The sequence below is a fragment of the Amycolatopsis sp. NPDC051106 genome (genome assembly GCF_040682775.1).
Lineage (GTDB): Bacteria > Actinomycetota > Actinomycetes > Mycobacteriales > Pseudonocardiaceae > Amycolatopsis.
The window spans coordinates 14,361-29,510 of record NZ_JBFBBQ010000021.1; the positions used below are offsets into that span (position 1 = coordinate 14,361).

Consider the following 15,150-nt stretch of genomic DNA (forward strand, 5'->3'; position numbering starts at 1 on the left):
TACCCGCGGCAGGATCCGGCAAACCTCGCCGGCTAGCCCGTTCGGCGCAACCCGGGAAAAATCCACAGTGGACGCAGGTCGCTGAGCAGCGGTTGTCCGCCGTCACCCCCACGGCGGTGACTTACGCCGCAGCGGCCTCGCGCGCCCCGGACTAAAGTTACCGATCAGTCACTTAGTCGTCGCCGTGGAGGACCGATGCGCTCCCCGAAGGACTTCTTCGCCCCGCTCGCCCTGGGCGCGCCCGCCCCCGTGCGGGAGATCCCGGTGACGCCGTCCCGGATGATCCACTTCTTCGACCCGGGCAACGAGAAGATGGCCGCGAAGGTGCCGGACATCGCGAAGAAGGTCGACGTCCTGCTCGGCAACCTCGAGGACGCCGTGCGCGCCGACCGCAAGGAGGCCGCGCGTGCCGGGCTCGTCGCGATCGCCAAGGCGAACGACTTCGGGAAGACCCAGCTGTGGACGCGGGTCAACAGCCTGGATTCGCCGTGGGTGCTCGACGACCTGGTGACGCTCGTCACCGAGATCGGCGACAAGCTCGACGTGATCATGGTGCCGAAGGTCGAGGGCGCGCAGGACATCCACTACGTCGACCGCCTGCTGGCCCAGCTCGAAGCGCGCGCCGGGCTCACGAAGCCGTTGCTCGTGCACGCGATCCTCGAGACGGCCAGCGGGGTGGCCAATGTGGAGGAGATCGCCGGCGCGAGCCCGCGCATGCAGGGCATCTCCCTCGGCCCGGCCGACCTGGCCGCGAGCCGCCGGATGAAGACGACCCGCGTCGGCGGCGGCCACCCCGGCTACCTGGTGCGCACCGACCCCACCGGCGACGACCTGAACGAAGGCCGGACGACCTACCAGCAGGACCTCTGGCACTACACGGTCGCGCGGATGGTGGACGCGTGCGCGATGCACGGGATCCTGCCGTACTACGGGCCGTTCGGGGACATCCGCGACGTCGTCGCGTGCGAGGACCAGTTCCGGAACGCGTTCCTGCTCGGCTGCGTCGGCGCGTGGAGCCTGCACCCGGTGCAGATCGACATCGCGAAGAAGGTGTTCTCGCCCTCGCCGTCCGAGGTGGCCTGGGCGCGTCGCGTGATCGCCGAGATGGGTGACGGCACGGGCGCGGTGATGATCGACGGGAAGATGCAGGACGACGCGTCGGTGAAGCAGTGCCGCGTGGTCGCCGAACTGGCCGACGCCCTCGCGGCGGACGACCCCGAGCTCGCGGCCGCCTACGACAACGCCACCAAGGAGGCCCTCGGATGACCGAGCTGAAGCCGAGACGTTCCGTTCTCTACATGCCCGGCGCGAACGAGCGTGCGCTGGAGAAGGCCAAGACCATCCCGGCGGACGCGCTGATCCTCGACCTCGAGGACGCCGTCGCGCCGGACGCGAAGGAAGCCGCGCGCGAACGCGTGTGCGCCGCCGTCGGTTCGTACGGGACGCGCGAGGTGACGATCCGCGTCAACGGCCTCGACACCGAGTGGCACGACGCCGACCTGCGCGCGGCCGCGTCGGCCGGGCCCGCCGCGGTGGTCGTGCCGAAGGTGAACTCGGCGGCCGAGGTGCACAACATCGAGCGTGCGCTGGAGCTCGGCGGCGCGCCGGAGCACACGAAGATCTGGGCGATGGTCGAGACGCCGGTCGCGATGCTGCACGCCGAAGAGATCGCGGCGGCGTCCGAACGGCTGACCGTGCTGGTGATGGGCACGAACGACCTGGCCAAGGAGCTGCACGCGGAGTTCGTCCCGGGCCGCGGCCCGCTGCTCGGCGGGCTGTCGCTGTGCCTGCTGGCCGCGCGGGCGACCGGCAAGGTGATCCTCGACGGCGTCTACAACGACGTGAAGGACCTCGAAGGGTTCGAAGCCGAGTGCGAGCAGGGCCGGCAGTACGGCTTCGACGGCAAGACGCTGATCCACCCGGCGCAGGTGGAGCCGTGCAACCGGATCTTCGCGCCGTCCGAAGAGGAGATCGACCGGTCGCGGCGGATCATCGAGGCTTTCGAGAAGGCCGGCAGCGGGGTGGTCACCGTGGACGGCCGGATGATCGAGAACCTGCACGTCGACAACGCGCGGCGGGTGCTGGCGCTGGCCGAGGCCGTCAAGAGCTGACGGCCGGTGGCCGGGCGGGTCGCCCGGCCACCGGTGCGGTTCACTTCGGCAGCGAGTCCGTCCATTCGGCACTGACCTCGGCGCCCTGCGGACCGGAGGCCCCGTAGATGGCGCCGTCCGCCGTTACGAACATCGACGTGTGGTTGATGCGTGCGGTCGCGGGGTCGACGACCAGGCGGTAGTCCCCGGGCAGCAGGAAACCACGGCCGCCCGGGACCGGGCCGAGGTCGCGGACGCCGGGGTACGCCGCGATCGCGCGGAAGGCCGCGGCTCGCACGGCCGGCGGCGCGGGCAACGCCGACACCAGGGACACCATCGACAGCAGCAGCTCCCGCTCCCGGTCCGCCGCGGTGAACGGGCCCGCGCTCGTCCGGGCACCGCTGTGCGCGATCGCGTCGGCGAGCCAGTCCTTCAGCGCCGCCGGGTCGGCGGGCAGGGTCCGCAGCTGCTCGAAGGTCACGTCGGTGGCGGCCAGCTGCAGCCGGGACAGCCCCAGCGGCATGACCCGGCCGCCGGACTTCTCGCCGCGGAACCACATGCGGCCGTCGACGCTGAACCAGTTCTCGTAAACCAGGTTGTCCGACGCGGTTTTGACGTGCCAGTACTTGCCGGTGCCCGCCGGGGCGTGTTCGGCCACCGTGGCCGCCGCCAGCAGGACCTGCGCGCCGGTGACGACCGGGGCCGCGGCCTGTGGTTGCGGAGCGGGAGCCGGAGCACCCGGCAGGGTCGCGACCACGACGGCGGCCGCGGCCGCGGCGGCGACCAGGCCGGCGCCGAGCGCGAACGGGCGCACCCGCCGTCGTGGCGCGGCGAGCATCCGGTTCTGGAGCCGGTGGCGGCTCCGGTCGACGACATCCTGGGCGGGCTCGCCGGGGATCAGCGCCGCGCGCAGCGTCTCGAGGTCATTCATCGCGGGCCTCCTGGGCCAGAACGGGGGTGAGCTTCTTGCGGGCGCGGTTCAGCCGGGAGCCGACCGTGCCCGGGGAGATGCCGAGTGCTTCGGCGACTTCCGCGTAGCCGAGTTCGCCGAGGGCGACGAGCAGCAGGACGTCCCGCTCGCCCGCGGACAGCTGGGCCAGCGCCTGGCCCAGCTGCCCGGCCGCGATGGCCGACAGGACGCGGTTTTCGTGGCCTTCGGCGGGCGGAGGCGCCTCGAGCCGCGAGAGTGCGCGGTAGTGCCTGGCTTCCTTGCGGCGGTGCCTCGACACGAGGTTCGTCGCGATGCCGAACAGCCAGGCCCGCGGGTCGCCGCGGGTGGCGTCGAACGTCTTCCGGCGGTCGAAGGCGACCAGGAACGTCTCCGCCGCGACGTCCTCCGCCACCTGGGCGCCGAGGCGGCCGGCGACGTACCGGTAGACGGCCGCGAAGTGGCGGTCGTGCACCTCGGTGAACGACTCCGCGCCGAGCACCGGGGCCGCCGTCATGGGGCTGCCTCTGTCATGGGGATCCTTCCCGTCGGCGACAGCTTCACCACCACTTCGCCGCGGGCCCGGATCTTCTTCCCTACCCGATCGGCCAGGGACGCTGCGGCTCGCGGAGGCCTTCGTACGCCGCGGCCGCGCGCAGGACGCCGACGTCGTCGAAGCGGCGGCCGCTGATCTGGAGGCCGATCGGGCGGCCGTCGTCGGTGTAACCGCAGTTCACGGACACCGCGGGCTGGCCGGACATGTTGTACGGCACCGTGAACGCGATGTGCTCGAACGGGCGGGCCGGGTCGTTCGTCGGGGACGCCCACTCCGCCGGCGGTGCCGCGACCGGGCACGTCGGGGACAGCACGACGTCGAACGCCGAGGTCGCGCGCAGGGCCGCCACGCTGATCACGTCGATCTGGGCGAAACCGCGGTAGACGTCCACTCCGGACACGTCGGCGCCGCCCGCGGCCCAGTCCGCGATGTACGGCAGCACCTTCGCGCGCCGCTCCGCCGGCAACCCGAGCATGTCCGACCACGCGCGCGTGCGCCAGAAGACGTCCAGGCCGCTGAGCATGGCGCGCGTGAGGAAGGGGCCGACCGGCTCGACGACCGCGCCCGCGGCTTCGAAGGCCCGGGCCGCCGCTGTGATCGCGTCGCGCGTCGCCGGGTCGACCGGGAGGCCCACGCCGGGGTCGAGGTGCAGACCGACGCGCATGCCGGACAGGGAGCCGTCGAGCGACGACCACGGCAGGTCGGCCGGCGGCAGGCTCAGGTGGTCGCGCGCGTCGGGACCGGACAGGACGCTCATCAGCAGCGCCGTGTCGGCGACCGTGCGGGTCATCGGGCCGGCGACGCGGCCGAGGAACGGCGGGTCGACCGGCACCCGGCCGAAGCTCGGCTTCAGCCCGACCAGCCCGCACCAGCCCGCGGGCAGCCGGATCGAGCCGCCGATGTCGGTGCCGACGTGCAGCGGGCCGTACCCCGCGGCCGCCGCCGCGCCCGCACCCGCGCTCGACCCGCCCGGGCTCGCGGACGGCACCCACGGGTTCCGCGCCGTCTCGTGGAAGCTCGACCGCCCGGACGTCAGCATCCCGTAGTCCGGCATCGTCGTCTTGGCCAGCAGCACGCCGCCGGACTCGCGGACGCGCGCGGCCGCCGGTGCGTCCTCGGCGGCCGGGACCAGCTCGGTCGCCGCCGTGCCCAGCGGCACCGGGGTGCCGCGCGTGGCGATGTTCTCCTTGAGCGTCAGCGGGACGCCGTCGATCGGGCCCAGCGGTTCGCCGGACGCCCAGCGCGCTTCGGACGCCTTCGCGTCGTCGAGAGCCGCCGAAGGGTCGTACGCGTATAACGCGTGCAGCTCGGGCTCGCGCGCCTCGATGCGCGCGAGAACGGCTTCGGTCACCTCGACCGGCGAGAGCGTCTTCGCGCGGTACCGCGCGACGAGTTCGACGGCGGTCAGGTCGGGCAGCTCGGTCATGAACGCTCCTCAGGAAGCAGGCGGTTCGAAGCGGCCGTCGACGGCGGTCCAGCCTCCGTCGACCGCGAGCACGGAGCCGGTCACGAACGACGAAGCGTCCGAAGCGAGGTACACGACGGCGCCGGCCAGCTCGTCCGGACGCGCCCAGCGGCCCAAAGCGCCCTTCTGCGCGTACGCGTCGTACCACTCCGGGTTCGCCTTGATCTGCGCGGTCAACGGGGTTTCGACGACGCCGGGGGCGATCGCGTTGACCCGGACCCCGGCCGGGCCGAACTCCGCGGCGGCCGTCCGGAACAGCTGCACGAGCCCGGCTTTCGTCGCCGCGTACGGGCCCTGACCGGGCTCGACGGTCGTCCCGCGGATCGACGAGAAGCCGATGATGCTCCCCCGCCCCCGCGCGACCATGCCGGCGCCGAAGACGCGGACGACCTCGAACGACACGCCGAGGTTCAGCGCGAGAACGCGGTCGAACTCCTCTCGCGTGTAGTCCAGCAACCGTTTGCGGACGTTCGTCGCCGCGGTCAGCACGACGATGTCCTGCGGGCCGAGGTCCGTCGCCGCGCGGTCGATCGCGCCGGGTTCCAGCAGGTCGACCTCGTACGCCTCGCCGACGCCGGACTCGCGGGCGGCCTCGACGTCCCGGTCCGCGCAGACCACGTCGGCGCCGTGGGCGGCCAGGGCTCGCGCGGCTTCGCGGCCGATCCCGCCCGCACCGAGCACGACGGCGCGCCGGCCGTCCAGGCGGAAGAGGTTCTCGTAGTTCACGGGCGCAGCACCGCCATCCTCGTCACGGTCAGCTCTTCGACGGCGAACCGCGGCCCTTCGCGGCCGATGCCGGAGTCCTTCACGCCGCCGTAGGGCATGGTGTCGGAGCGGAAGCCGGGCACCTCGTTGACGACGACGCCGCCGACCTCCAGCTCGTCGAGCGCGCGGAACGCCGTGTTCAGGGACTTGCTGTAGACGCTGGCGTGCAGGCCGTAGCGGGATGCGTTCACCGCGGCGAAGGCTTCGTCCACATCGGACACCGTGCGCAGGCAGACGACCGGGCCGAAGATCTCCTCGTCCCAGGCCTCGACGCCGTCCGGGACGTCGAGCAAGACGGTCGGCCGCAGGACTGTGCCGTCGACACCACCGCCGACCTGGCGGGCGCCGGACTTCTCGATCCACGCGGCGACGCGGTCGGTGGAAGCAGGGTCGATCAGCGCCGACACCCGCGTCTTCTCATCTCGCGGGTCACCGGTGACGACCTCGTCGAGGCGAGCCAGCACGCGTTGGGTGAACTCTTCGGCGACCGACGAGACGACCAGCACGCGCTGGACAGAGATGCACGCCTGGCCGGAGGCGTAGAACCCGCCGCGCAGTACGGCGTCCGCGGCCGCGTCGAGGTCGGCGTCCTCGGCAACGACCAAGGCGGCGTTCGAGCCCAGCTCCAGCAACGTCTTCGTGGGGGCCGCGTCGCGGGCGATGCGATGGCCGACCGCGGCCGAGCCGGTGAACGAGACCGCGCCGATCCGGCGGTCGGTCGTCAGCGCAGCGCCCACGGACCCGTCGCCCGTGACGAGCTGGACCATGGCAGCGAGCGGCGCGGCCGAGCGCACGAGGTGAACCAGCCACAGCGTCGCCAGCGGAGTCTGCGGCGCGGGTTTGACGATCACCGGGCAGCCCGCGGCGATCGCCGGCGCGATTTTGTGCGACGCGAGCAGCAGCGGGTAGTTGAAGCCCGCGATGCCGACGACGACGCCGATCGGCTTGCGCTTCCAGAACCCCACCAGGCCGTCGCCGGCGGGCAGGAGGTCCAGCGGCACGGTCTCGCCGTGCAGCCGCGACACCTCTTCGGCCGCGGCTTCCCAGGTGACGATCGTGCGCGCGACCTCGACGCGGCAGTCGACCAGCGGCTTGCCGGTCTCGAGCACGAGCAGGTTCTCGAACTCCTCGCGGCGCTCGGCCAGTGCGGCGGCGACGTCGTTGAGCAGCTTGCGGCGCGTCCGCGAGGGCAGCGAAGCCACTTCGCGCGCGACGGCGACAGCCTCGTCGACAGCCCGCTTCGCCAGCTCCGGCGTCCCGATGGGCGCGGTGCCGATGACGCTCCCGTCGTAAGGGAAAACGATTTCTTGGCTGTCTGCAGTGGACACCCATTCCGCGCCGACCGGCAGGCCGTCCGGGTAGTCAGGCATCGTCACCTCCGCTCAACCGGGCCAGTTCCGCACGCAGGTTCGGCGCGGCGGCCAGGAGTTCCCGGGTGTACTCGTGCTGCGGCGCGTCGTAGACCTGCGCCACGTCGCCCAGCTCGACGATCTCGCCGCGGCGCATCACCGCGACGCGGTCGCAGACGTGCCGGACGACGCCGAGGTCGTGCGACACGAAGATCAGCGTCAGCGCGAACTGCTCCACCAGCGAGCCGAGCAGATCGAGGATCTGGCCGCGCACGGAAACGTCGAGGGCGCTGACCGGTTCGTCGGCGATCAGCACGCTCGGGTTCGGCGCGAGCGCGCGGGCGATCGAGATCCGCTGCCGCTGGCCGCCGGAGAACTGGTGCGGGTAGCGCCCCGCCGCGTCCGCGGGGAGCCCGACCGCCGCGAGCAGTTCGTCGACGAGCTTCGGGTTCCGGCGCCCCAGCGGTTCGGAGATGATGTCCGCGACGCGCATGCGCGGGTCGAGGGAACCCATCGGGTCCTGGAAGACGATCTGCAGTTCGGAACGCAGGAAACCCAGCTTCCGCTCGGGGACGTTGTCGATGCGCCGGCCTTGGAACGAGACCGTGCCGGCGGTGGGCTTGTCGAGCGCGGCCAGCAATCGGACCAGCGTGGACTTGCCGGAACCGGACTCACCGACGATGCCGAACCGCTGCCCCGCTTCGACGTCGAAGCTGACGCCGCGCAGCGCGTGCACGTCTCGCCGGGCGTAGCGGCGTTCGAGGTCGCGGACTTCGATGATCATCGCCGGGCCTCCAGGTCCGAGGCGTCCAGGAGCTTGCGCGTGTACTCGTGCTTCGGCGACGTCAGCACTTCGCGCGTCGAGCCCGCTTCGACGATCTCGCCGTCGAGCATCACCAGCACGCGCTCGCACACCGACGCCACCACCGCGAGATCGTGCGTGATGAACAGGAGCGCACTTTCACGTGAAAGTGCGCTCTTGATGAGGGTGAGGATCTGGGCTTGGACCGTGACGTCGAGGGCCGTTGTGGGCTCGTCGCAGATCAGCAGCGACGGCTCGTTGGCCAGCGCCATCGCCAGGACCACCCGCTGGCGCTGCCCGCCGGACAGCTGGTGCGGGTAGGCGCGGGCCGTGCCCGGCAGGCCGACCGCGTCGAGGAGTTCGTCCGCGGACCGGCGGCGGCCGTGGATCCGGCCCGGCTCGGTGACCTGGCGGCCGACGCGCATGGCCGGGTTCAACGCCGTCATCGGCTCCTGGAAGACCATGGCCAGCTCGTCGCCGCGCAGCCGGGACAGGTCCTTTTCGGACATTTCCAGCAGCTCGCGCTCGCCGAGCCGGATCGAGCCGGACGCGCGCAGCTCCTCGGGCAGCAGGCCCATGATCGACAAGGCCGTGAGCGACTTCCCGGAGCCCGACTCGCCGATCAGCCCGACGCGTTCGCCGGCGCCGATCTCGAAGGAGACGTCGCGGACGAGCGAAGCAACAGTGAGTCCCGAAACCGAGAGCGTCATACTTTCGCCGCCAATCGGGGGTCCAGGCGGTCGCGCAGGCCGTCGCCGAGGAGGTTGAAACCGAGCACAGCCACCGCGATCGCGATGCCCGGCACCAGCGCCAGCCGCGGCTGCACCGTGAGGAGTTCCTGGGACTCCTGCAGCATCCGGCCCCACGACGGCGTCGGCGGCCGCGTCCCGAAACCGAGGAACGACAACGCCGCTTCGGCGAGCACGGCGATCGCGAACGACACCGAGGCCTGCACGATCAGCAGCCCGGAGATGTTCGGCAGCACGTGCCGCACGGCGATGGTCAGCCGCGACCGGCCGCCGGCGCGCGCGGCGAGCACGAACTCCGTGCTCATCACCTGCAGCGTCCCGGACCGGGCGATCCGCGCGAACGACGGGATGGTCGCGATGCCGATCGCGACCATCGCGGTCAGCGTGTCCGCGCCGAACACCGCGCCGAACATGATCGCCAGCAGCAGCGCGGGGAACGCGAGCACGAGGTCGTTTACCCGCATGACGAACTCGCCCAGCCACCGCGGCGACATCCCGGCGAGGATGCCCAGCGGCGTGCCGATCACCGCGGCGATGCCGACCGCCACCACGCCGACGTACAACGTGGTCCGGGCGCCGACCATGATCTGGCTGAGCAGGTCACGCCCGAACTTGTCGGTACCGAACAGGTTCGAACCGCCGAAGCCCAGGAGCCGGTGCGCGGCGTCGACCTTCACCGGGTCGAACGGCGTCCAGAAGAACGACAGCACCGCGGCCAGCACGACCAGCCCCACGAGCACTCCGCCGATGACGAGATTGCGCATCACGAACCTCGCAATCGCGGGTCGAGCACGGTGTAGAGGACGTCGACGACGAAGTTGACCAGCAGCACCCCGACCACCAGCACGAGCACGATCCCCTGCACGGTCAGCAGGTCGCGGGAGGCGACGGCGTCCAGCAGCATCGAGCCCAGGCCCGGCAGCACGAACACGCGCTCGACGACGACCGCCCCGATGAGCAGCGTCGCCAGCTGCAGACCCAAGACCGTCACCACGGGGACGGACGCGTTGCGCAAACCATGGCGCACCAACGCCTGTCCCGGCCGCAAGCCCTTCGACCGCGCGGTGCGCAGGTAGTCCTGGCCGAGCGTGTCGAGCACGGCCGACCGCACATAGCGCGTGAGCACCGCGCCCTGCACCAACCCGAGGGACAACGCCGGAAGGACCAGACCGCGGAAGAATTCGCCGAAATTCTGGTTCGGCGGCGTCCACCCGCCCGACGGCAGCCAGCGCAGCTGCACCGCGAAGATCTGCACCAGGATGATCCCGGCCAGGAACGCGGGAATCGCGACACCGATCTGCGAAAGCCCCGAAACGCTCGCACCGGACGCCTTGCGGTGCTTCACCGCGGCGAACGTGCCCGCGGGGATCGCGATCACCAGCGCCACCAGCATCCCCGCGCCGACCAGCCACAGCGTGACGCCGAGGCGGTCGAGCAGCTGCGGGCCGATGGTGTCGCGCGTGACGTACGAGCGGCCGAAGTCGCCGTGCAGCACCCCGCCGATCCAGTCGAAGTATTGGGTGACGAGCGGGCGGTCGATGCCGAACTCCGCGCGCGTCTTGGCCAGCAGCTCCGGCGTCGCGTTGACGCCGAGCGCGACCTGCGCCGGATCGCCCGGCAGCACCGCCATGAACAGGAACACCACGATCGACGCGACCAGCACGCTGACCACGAAGATCGCCACCCGGCGCAGCACCTTGGCCGTCATCGCGGTACCAATCCGGTCAGGTCGAACGACTCGCTGACCTGGTTCTGGACGAACCCGCCGACCTTCGCCTTCGCCACGATGACGTTCGGGAACAGGAACAGCCAGTCCGCGGCGGCGTCGGTGTTCAGCTGCCGCGCCACCTGCTTCATGTCCGCGACCTGCTGCTCCGGCGTCCCGCTGTCGGCTTCGGCCAGCAACTGCTGGACGCGCTTGCTGTCGTACCCCCAGTAGTACTTCGGCTTCCCGAACGTCGTGATGTCCCGCGCCTCGACGTGCTGGATGATCGACAGGTCGTAGTCGTGGTCGGTGAAGACCTGCTTCAGCCAGACCGCGGGGAAGTCGAGCGGCTCGATCGTCGTCCGCACCCCGACGTCGGCGAGCTGCGACTGCACGACCTGCGCGGCCGACACCGCGTACGGCAGGTTCGGGATCCGCAGCCGCAGGTTCAGGTTCGTCGCCCCCGCCTCGGTCAGCAGCGCCTTCGCCTTCGCCGGCTCGAACGGATAGACCTGGGAAAGGTCCTCGTACCAGGGATCGGTCGGCGGGACCATGCTGCCGATCAGCGTTCCGCGACCCGCCCAAGCCGTGTCCAGCAACGCCTTCCGGTCGATCGCGTACGTCAGCGCCTGCCGCACGCGAACGTCGTTCAGCGGCGCCCGCGCGTTGTTCATCGCCAGCGTGACCTCGCTGTTCGACGTGCCCTGGACGACCTGGAACCGGTCGTCCGCCTGGAACTGCGGGATCGAGTCCGGCGCGGTGATCGCGGAAATGACGTCGATGCCGTTGCTGTAGAGCGCGTTGTTCAACGCGGTCGGGTCCTTGATGTACTTGAGGACCACCGTGGTGTAGGCCGGTTTCCGGCCCCAGTACCCGGGGTTCGCCTTCAGCACCACGGAGTCGCCGCGCTTGCGCGCCGCCACGACGTACGGCCCGGTGCCGACCGGCTTGTTCGCCAGGTCCGCGACCCCGGTCGGGCTGAACATCGCGCCGAGCCGGCTGGTGAGGCTGAACAGCCAGCCGTTGGACGGTTTCGACAGCACGACCCGCGCGTGGTCCGGCGCGACGACGTCGACGTGGTCGACGACGTCCATCGTGGACTTGATCGAGATCGTCCAATCGGTCTTCACGCGCAGCAGCGAGAACTTGACGTCCTCGGCGGTGAAGGGCGCGCCGTTGCTGAACTTGACGCCCGGTCGCAGCTGGAAGTCGTAGGTCTTCCGGTCCGGGCTGATCGTCCACGACTTCGCGAGCAGCGGCACGACGCGACCCTGCGAGTCGAGCTTCACCAGGCCTTCGTAGACGTTGTAGAGCAACGCCTGCGGGATCGCGGCACCATCGGTCTTCGTGAAGTCGAAGTTCGCCGGCTCCGCCGTGAAGCCGACGGAAAGCGTGCCCGGGCCGGCGGAAACGCTGGCCGACGAGCCGGCCGAGCAGCCGGACACCACGAGCAGCAGCGCCACTGCCAGCACGGGAATCCGGGCTTTCATCTCGCCTCCAGGTAGGTACACTGGTCTGACCAGTAGCCTGCACGCGACGGACGTCGAGGTCAAGGGATGCGGTTCGAACCGGTGGCTCCGGTCCGCGCGTACGAGCGGGTCGTGGAGCAGATCGAGCAGGCCGTGGTCAGCGGTGCGCTGAAGCCGGGCGAGCGCCTGCCGAGCGAACGCGAGCTGATGACGCAGTTCGGCGTCGGCCGCTCGACGGTCCGGGAAGCCCTGCGGGTGCTGCAGGCCGCGGAGATGATCCGGTCCCGGCCCGGCGACCCGCGGGGGCCGGAGGTCCTGGCCGCGTCACCCGTCGCGTTGCACCGCTCGATGCACCGGCTCGCGCGCGCCGACCACGTCGGGCTCGCGGAGCTGTTGCAGTTCCGGATGATCCTCGACGGCTCGGCCCACCTGCTCGCCGCCGAGCTCCGCACGGACGACGACCTGACCGGCCTCGACACGGCGCTGGAAGCGATGCGCGAAGGCGTCTCGCACGGCTACGCGGAGTTCAGCCGCGCCGACGTCGCCTTCCACGAAGTGATCGCGCGCATCTCGCGCAACCCCCTGCTGGTGGTCAGCGAAGAAGTCGTGCGCGGGGTCGTGCTGGAGCTGATCGAGGACAAGCTCGAACACGCCAGCAACCGCACGTCGCTGATGCGCGCGTGGCTCTCCCACCACGCCGAGGTGCTCGACGCGATCCGCTCGGCCGACGGCGCCGGCGCGGCCCACCTGGCCAAGCAGGCGTTGTACGACAACTACGCCGAATACGTGCCCGCCGGGCAACGGCCGCTCCTCACACCGTTGCTGCGGTCCTAGACTGCGCGGGATGGACACGGCGAAACGGGACGGCGTCGGGCTCGCGCTGTCCGGGGGTGGTTACCGCGCGATGCTCTTCCACGCCGGCGCGCTCTGGCGGCTCAACGAACTCGGCTGGCTGCCGAAGCTGACCACCGTCTCGAGCGTCTCCGGCGGATCGATCGCCGCCGGCGTCCTGGCGCACGCGTGGCACAAGCTGTGGTTCGGCGAAGACGGCGTCGCGGAGAACTTCGGCAAGGAAGTCGTGCAGCCGCTGCGGAAACTCGCCCGCACCCACCTCGACGTCCCGGTGACGCTGAAGGCCATGGTGATGCCGTGGCGCAGTGCCGGCGAGGAACTGGCCCGCCGCTACGCGAAGCACCTCTTCGGCGACTGCCGCCTCGCGGACCTCGACCCGGCCGGGCCGAACTTCGTGTTCACCGCGACCAGCCTGCAGGACGGCTCGCTGTGGTGGTTCTTCCGGCAGCCCGGCCCGCACGGGCAGGTGCCGCTGGCGACCGCGGTGGCCGCGTCGTCGGCCTTCCCGCCGCTGCTTTCGCCGGTCGTGATCCCGGATCCGCACCGGCCGGACCGCAAGATCGTGCTCAGCGACGCGGGCGTGTACGACAACCTCGGCCTCGACCCGATCGAGAACCAGCGCGCGACCGTCCTGGTCAGCGACGCCGGCAAGAAGATGAAGCACGAGGAACGGCCGAAGCACAACTGGCCGATGCAGCTGTTCCGCGTGCTGACCGTGATGGACAACCAGGTCCGCGAACTGCGCACCGGCTCGCTGCTGAAGTCCTACCAGGACAAGCGGTTCGCCGGCACGTATTGGGCGACCTACAGCGACATCACGCACTTCGAGCTGCCGGACGCGCTGCCGGCGCCGGTCGAGCGGACCCGCGAGCTGGCCGAGACGAAGACGCGGCTCACCAGGATGTCCGAGCAGGTGCAGGACCGGCTGATCAACTGGGGTTACGCGGTCTGCGACGCCGGGATGCGGCGCTGGGTCTGTCCCGAATCGACGGTCAAGCCGGCTTTTCCGTACCCGGGCGGTTGCTAGGCCGCGAGGTTCGCGTAGACGACGATGTTGTCCTTGTAGCTGTGCTCGGCGTGGTCGAACACGCCACCGCAGGTGATCAGGCGCAGCTCGGGCTTGTCGCTGTTGCCGTACACGGCGTCCTTCGGGAACGTGTCCTTCGGGACCTGCGTGACGCGGTCGACGACGAACTTCAGCTTCCGGCCGTCGCTGCGGTCGATGTCCACCTCGTCACCGGGCGCGAGGTCCTTGAGCTTGTAGAAGATGCCGGGCTTCTTGTCGCCGTCGACGTGCCCGAGCACGATCGCCGGACCGACGTCGCCGGGCACCGGTGAGAGCTTGTACCAGGCCGCCTGCATCGGCGTGTGCACCGAGGGAACGGAGATCGAGCCGTCGGTCTTGACCGCCACGGCGAGGAGACTGGACTCCGCGCCGATCTTGGGAATCTTGACGGTGGTCGGCCGGAGTCCCTTGAACGGCGCGGTCACCGGCACCGAAGCCGGAACCGGAGCCGGAGCCGGTGCCGCCTTGGGTGCTTCCGGGGTGCTGCAGGCAGCCAGCGTCAGGACGAGCGCGAGGGCCGCGCCCGCCCGGCGGAGCGTCACCTGGCCGTGCCGCCGAAGCCGGTTTCGACCCCGCCCTTGGGAGCGACCTTGACCTGGGCCTTCGGAGCAGCGTTGCCGGAAGCGGTGGTGGTGGTGGTGGTCGTGGCCGTGGCGGTGGTCGTGGCGGTCGAGGTCGCCGTGGTCACCGGCGCGGTGCTCGACGGGACCGTGCTGCTGCTGGTCGGCGTGCCGCTGGTGCTGGTCGGCGGCACCTCCGGCTGCTGGAACTCGACGGTGCCGTTGCCCTCGACACCGTTGCAGGTCCAGCTGAACTTGCCGGTGGTGGTGCCGGCGGGCAGGTTGTCCACCCGGACCGTGTAGTTCCAGGTCCGGCCGTCGGACTCGTCCTGGTCCGGGCCCCCGGTGACGCTCAGGTACTGGGCGGCGAGGTTGCCGGGCGCACCCGCCGCGCAGTTGATGACCAGGACACCTTCGCCGCCGAGGCCGACGAAGCCGGCGCCGGTGTTGTCCTGGAAGTCGTCCTTCGGCGGTTCGCTCGATGCGGAAGTCGAGGTCGAGGTCGGGGTCTCCGACTTGGTGCCGGTCGTGGCCGGCGCCGAAGTGGTCCCCGTGGTGGTGACCGAAGTGGACGGAGTCGTGGTCTCCGTCGTGGTCGGAGCCGTGGTGGTCGTCGTCTCCGATGTGGACGTGGACGTGGTCGTTTCCGTGGGTGAGGTGCTGGTCTCGTCGTCCGCCAGCGCGACCGGCGCGGCGGCGAAGGTGGCCAGCGCAGCCGCCGAAACGACCCCCGCGACCCGGTTCAGCGTTCTACCCACGATGACTCCCAACGGCGGTTGACCTGCGATGCCGCG

General features: G+C 70.9%; 16 protein-coding genes. 4 read left to right on the forward strand and 12 right to left on the reverse strand.

From position 1 onward, the window contains the following. The first annotated feature begins 195 nt into the window (after positions 1-195). Positions 196-1,266 carry a CoA ester lyase gene (locus tag AB0M83_RS18200; RefSeq protein WP_364518384.1) on the forward strand — a complete coding sequence of 357 codons (1,071 nt, stop codon included), beginning with the start codon at positions 196-198 and terminating at the stop codon, positions 1,264-1,266. Continuing rightward, a complete protein-coding gene (locus AB0M83_RS18205) occupies positions 1,263-2,111 on the forward strand; it encodes a CoA ester lyase (RefSeq protein WP_364518386.1) in 849 nt (282 codons plus the stop codon). The genes AB0M83_RS18200 and AB0M83_RS18205 overlap by 4 nt, the downstream gene beginning before the upstream one ends. 40 nt (positions 2,112-2,151) lie before the next feature. On the opposite strand, the gene AB0M83_RS18210 is transcribed toward AB0M83_RS18205, so the two are convergent. The 10 genes from AB0M83_RS18210 to AB0M83_RS18255 all read right to left on the reverse strand — a co-directional run bounded on the left by AB0M83_RS18210 (position 2,152) and on the right by AB0M83_RS18255 (position 11,899). Then, positions 2,152-3,021, reverse strand: a complete 870-nt coding sequence (locus AB0M83_RS18210) for a CU044_5270 family protein (RefSeq protein ID WP_364518388.1) — start codon at positions 3,019-3,021, stop codon at positions 2,152-2,154. After that, entirely contained in the window at positions 3,014-3,535 is a 522-nt protein-coding gene (locus AB0M83_RS18215) for a sigma-70 family RNA polymerase sigma factor (RefSeq protein WP_364518390.1), read from the reverse strand. Before AB0M83_RS18215 ends, AB0M83_RS18210 begins: the two co-directional genes overlap by 8 nt. A gap of 79 nt (positions 3,536-3,614) precedes the next feature. Continuing rightward, complete coding sequence (locus AB0M83_RS18220) at positions 3,615-5,000, reverse strand: amidase (RefSeq protein WP_364518392.1); 1,386 nt, start codon at positions 4,998-5,000, stop codon at positions 3,615-3,617. A gap of 9 nt (positions 5,001-5,009) precedes the next feature. After that, positions 5,010-5,765, reverse strand: coding sequence for an SDR family oxidoreductase (locus tag AB0M83_RS18225; RefSeq protein ID WP_364518394.1), 756 nt, complete (start codon positions 5,763-5,765; stop codon positions 5,010-5,012). Next, positions 5,762-7,174 carry an aldehyde dehydrogenase family protein gene (locus tag AB0M83_RS18230; RefSeq protein ID WP_364518396.1) on the reverse strand — a complete coding sequence of 471 codons (1,413 nt, stop codon included), beginning with the start codon at positions 7,172-7,174 and terminating at the stop codon, positions 5,762-5,764. Before AB0M83_RS18230 ends, AB0M83_RS18225 begins: the two co-directional genes overlap by 4 nt. Further along, positions 7,167-7,937 (reverse strand): ATP-binding cassette domain-containing protein, encoded by a 771-nt coding sequence (locus tag AB0M83_RS18235; RefSeq protein ID WP_364518398.1) that lies wholly within the window; start codon positions 7,935-7,937, stop codon positions 7,167-7,169. Before AB0M83_RS18235 ends, AB0M83_RS18230 begins: the two co-directional genes overlap by 8 nt. Continuing rightward, the gene (locus tag AB0M83_RS18240; protein WP_364518400.1) at positions 7,934-8,665 is read right to left on the reverse strand and encodes an ABC transporter ATP-binding protein; all 732 of its coding nucleotides are present in this window, start codon (positions 8,663-8,665) and stop codon (positions 7,934-7,936) included. Before AB0M83_RS18240 ends, AB0M83_RS18235 begins: the two co-directional genes overlap by 4 nt. Next, positions 8,662-9,468, reverse strand: a complete 807-nt coding sequence (locus tag AB0M83_RS18245) for an ABC transporter permease (protein ID WP_364518402.1) — start codon at positions 9,466-9,468, stop codon at positions 8,662-8,664. Before AB0M83_RS18245 ends, AB0M83_RS18240 begins: the two co-directional genes overlap by 4 nt. Then, positions 9,468-10,412, reverse strand: coding sequence for an ABC transporter permease (locus AB0M83_RS18250; protein ID WP_364518404.1), 945 nt, complete (start codon positions 10,410-10,412; stop codon positions 9,468-9,470). Before AB0M83_RS18250 ends, AB0M83_RS18245 begins: the two co-directional genes overlap by 1 nt. After that, positions 10,409-11,899: an ABC transporter substrate-binding protein gene (locus AB0M83_RS18255; protein ID WP_364518406.1), complete on the reverse strand. Its 1,491-nt coding sequence runs from the start codon at positions 11,897-11,899 to the stop codon at positions 10,409-10,411. The genes AB0M83_RS18250 and AB0M83_RS18255 overlap by 4 nt, the downstream gene beginning before the upstream one ends. 66 nt (positions 11,900-11,965) lie before the next feature. Here AB0M83_RS18255 and AB0M83_RS18260 point away from each other — a divergent pair, with 66 nt between their 5' ends. Continuing rightward, positions 11,966-12,712, forward strand: a complete 747-nt coding sequence (locus AB0M83_RS18260; RefSeq protein ID WP_364518408.1) for a FadR/GntR family transcriptional regulator — start codon at positions 11,966-11,968, stop codon at positions 12,710-12,712. Between the two features lie 10 nt (positions 12,713-12,722). Continuing rightward, positions 12,723-13,757 (forward strand): patatin-like phospholipase family protein, encoded by a 1,035-nt coding sequence (locus AB0M83_RS18265; RefSeq protein WP_364518410.1) that lies wholly within the window; start codon positions 12,723-12,725, stop codon positions 13,755-13,757. On the opposite strand, the gene AB0M83_RS18270 is transcribed toward AB0M83_RS18265, so the two are convergent. Together AB0M83_RS18270 and AB0M83_RS18275 are read right to left on the reverse strand one after the other, a co-directional pair. Then, on the reverse strand, positions 13,754-14,338 hold the full coding sequence (locus AB0M83_RS18270) for a class F sortase (protein ID WP_364518411.1): 585 nt from the start codon (positions 14,336-14,338) through the stop codon (positions 13,754-13,756). The genes AB0M83_RS18265 and AB0M83_RS18270 overlap by 4 nt on opposite strands. Then, positions 14,335-15,114 (reverse strand): hypothetical protein, encoded by a 780-nt coding sequence (locus AB0M83_RS18275; RefSeq protein WP_364518413.1) that lies wholly within the window; start codon positions 15,112-15,114, stop codon positions 14,335-14,337. The genes AB0M83_RS18270 and AB0M83_RS18275 overlap by 4 nt, the downstream gene beginning before the upstream one ends. Between the last annotated feature and the right edge of the window lie 36 nt (positions 15,115-15,150).

What these genes read in the sequence shown, in the direction of transcription:
- AB0M83_RS18210 (WP_364518388.1), bottom strand. Translation starts at nt 3,021, where the DNA reads ATGAATGACCTCGAGACGCTGCGCGCGGCGCTGATCCCCGGCGAGCCC.
- AB0M83_RS18235 (WP_364518398.1), bottom strand. Translation starts at nt 7,937, where the DNA reads ATGATCATCGAAGTCCGCGACCTCGAACGCCGCTACGCCCGGCGAGAC.
- AB0M83_RS18200 (WP_364518384.1), top strand. Translation starts at nt 196, where the DNA reads ATGCGCTCCCCGAAGGACTTCTTCGCCCCGCTCGCCCTGGGCGCGCCC.
- AB0M83_RS18265 (WP_364518410.1), top strand. Translation starts at nt 12,723, where the DNA reads ATGGACACGGCGAAACGGGACGGCGTCGGGCTCGCGCTGTCCGGGGGT.
- AB0M83_RS18260 (WP_364518408.1), top strand. Translation starts at nt 11,966, where the DNA reads ATGCGGTTCGAACCGGTGGCTCCGGTCCGCGCGTACGAGCGGGTCGTG.
- AB0M83_RS18245 (WP_364518402.1), bottom strand. Translation starts at nt 9,468, where the DNA reads ATGCGCAATCTCGTCATCGGCGGAGTGCTCGTGGGGCTGGTCGTGCTG.
- AB0M83_RS18240 (WP_364518400.1), bottom strand. Translation starts at nt 8,665, where the DNA reads ATGACGCTCTCGGTTTCGGGACTCACTGTTGCTTCGCTCGTCCGCGAC.
- AB0M83_RS18230 (WP_364518396.1), bottom strand. Translation starts at nt 7,174, where the DNA reads ATGCCTGACTACCCGGACGGCCTGCCGGTCGGCGCGGAATGGGTGTCC.
- AB0M83_RS18205 (WP_364518386.1), top strand. Translation starts at nt 1,263, where the DNA reads ATGACCGAGCTGAAGCCGAGACGTTCCGTTCTCTACATGCCCGGCGCG.
- AB0M83_RS18220 (WP_364518392.1), bottom strand. Translation starts at nt 5,000, where the DNA reads ATGACCGAGCTGCCCGACCTGACCGCCGTCGAACTCGTCGCGCGGTAC.
- AB0M83_RS18255 (WP_364518406.1), bottom strand. Translation starts at nt 11,899, where the DNA reads ATGAAAGCCCGGATTCCCGTGCTGGCAGTGGCGCTGCTGCTCGTGGTG.
- AB0M83_RS18250 (WP_364518404.1), bottom strand. Translation starts at nt 10,412, where the DNA reads ATGACGGCCAAGGTGCTGCGCCGGGTGGCGATCTTCGTGGTCAGCGTG.
- AB0M83_RS18215 (WP_364518390.1), bottom strand. Translation starts at nt 3,535, where the DNA reads ATGACGGCGGCCCCGGTGCTCGGCGCGGAGTCGTTCACCGAGGTGCAC.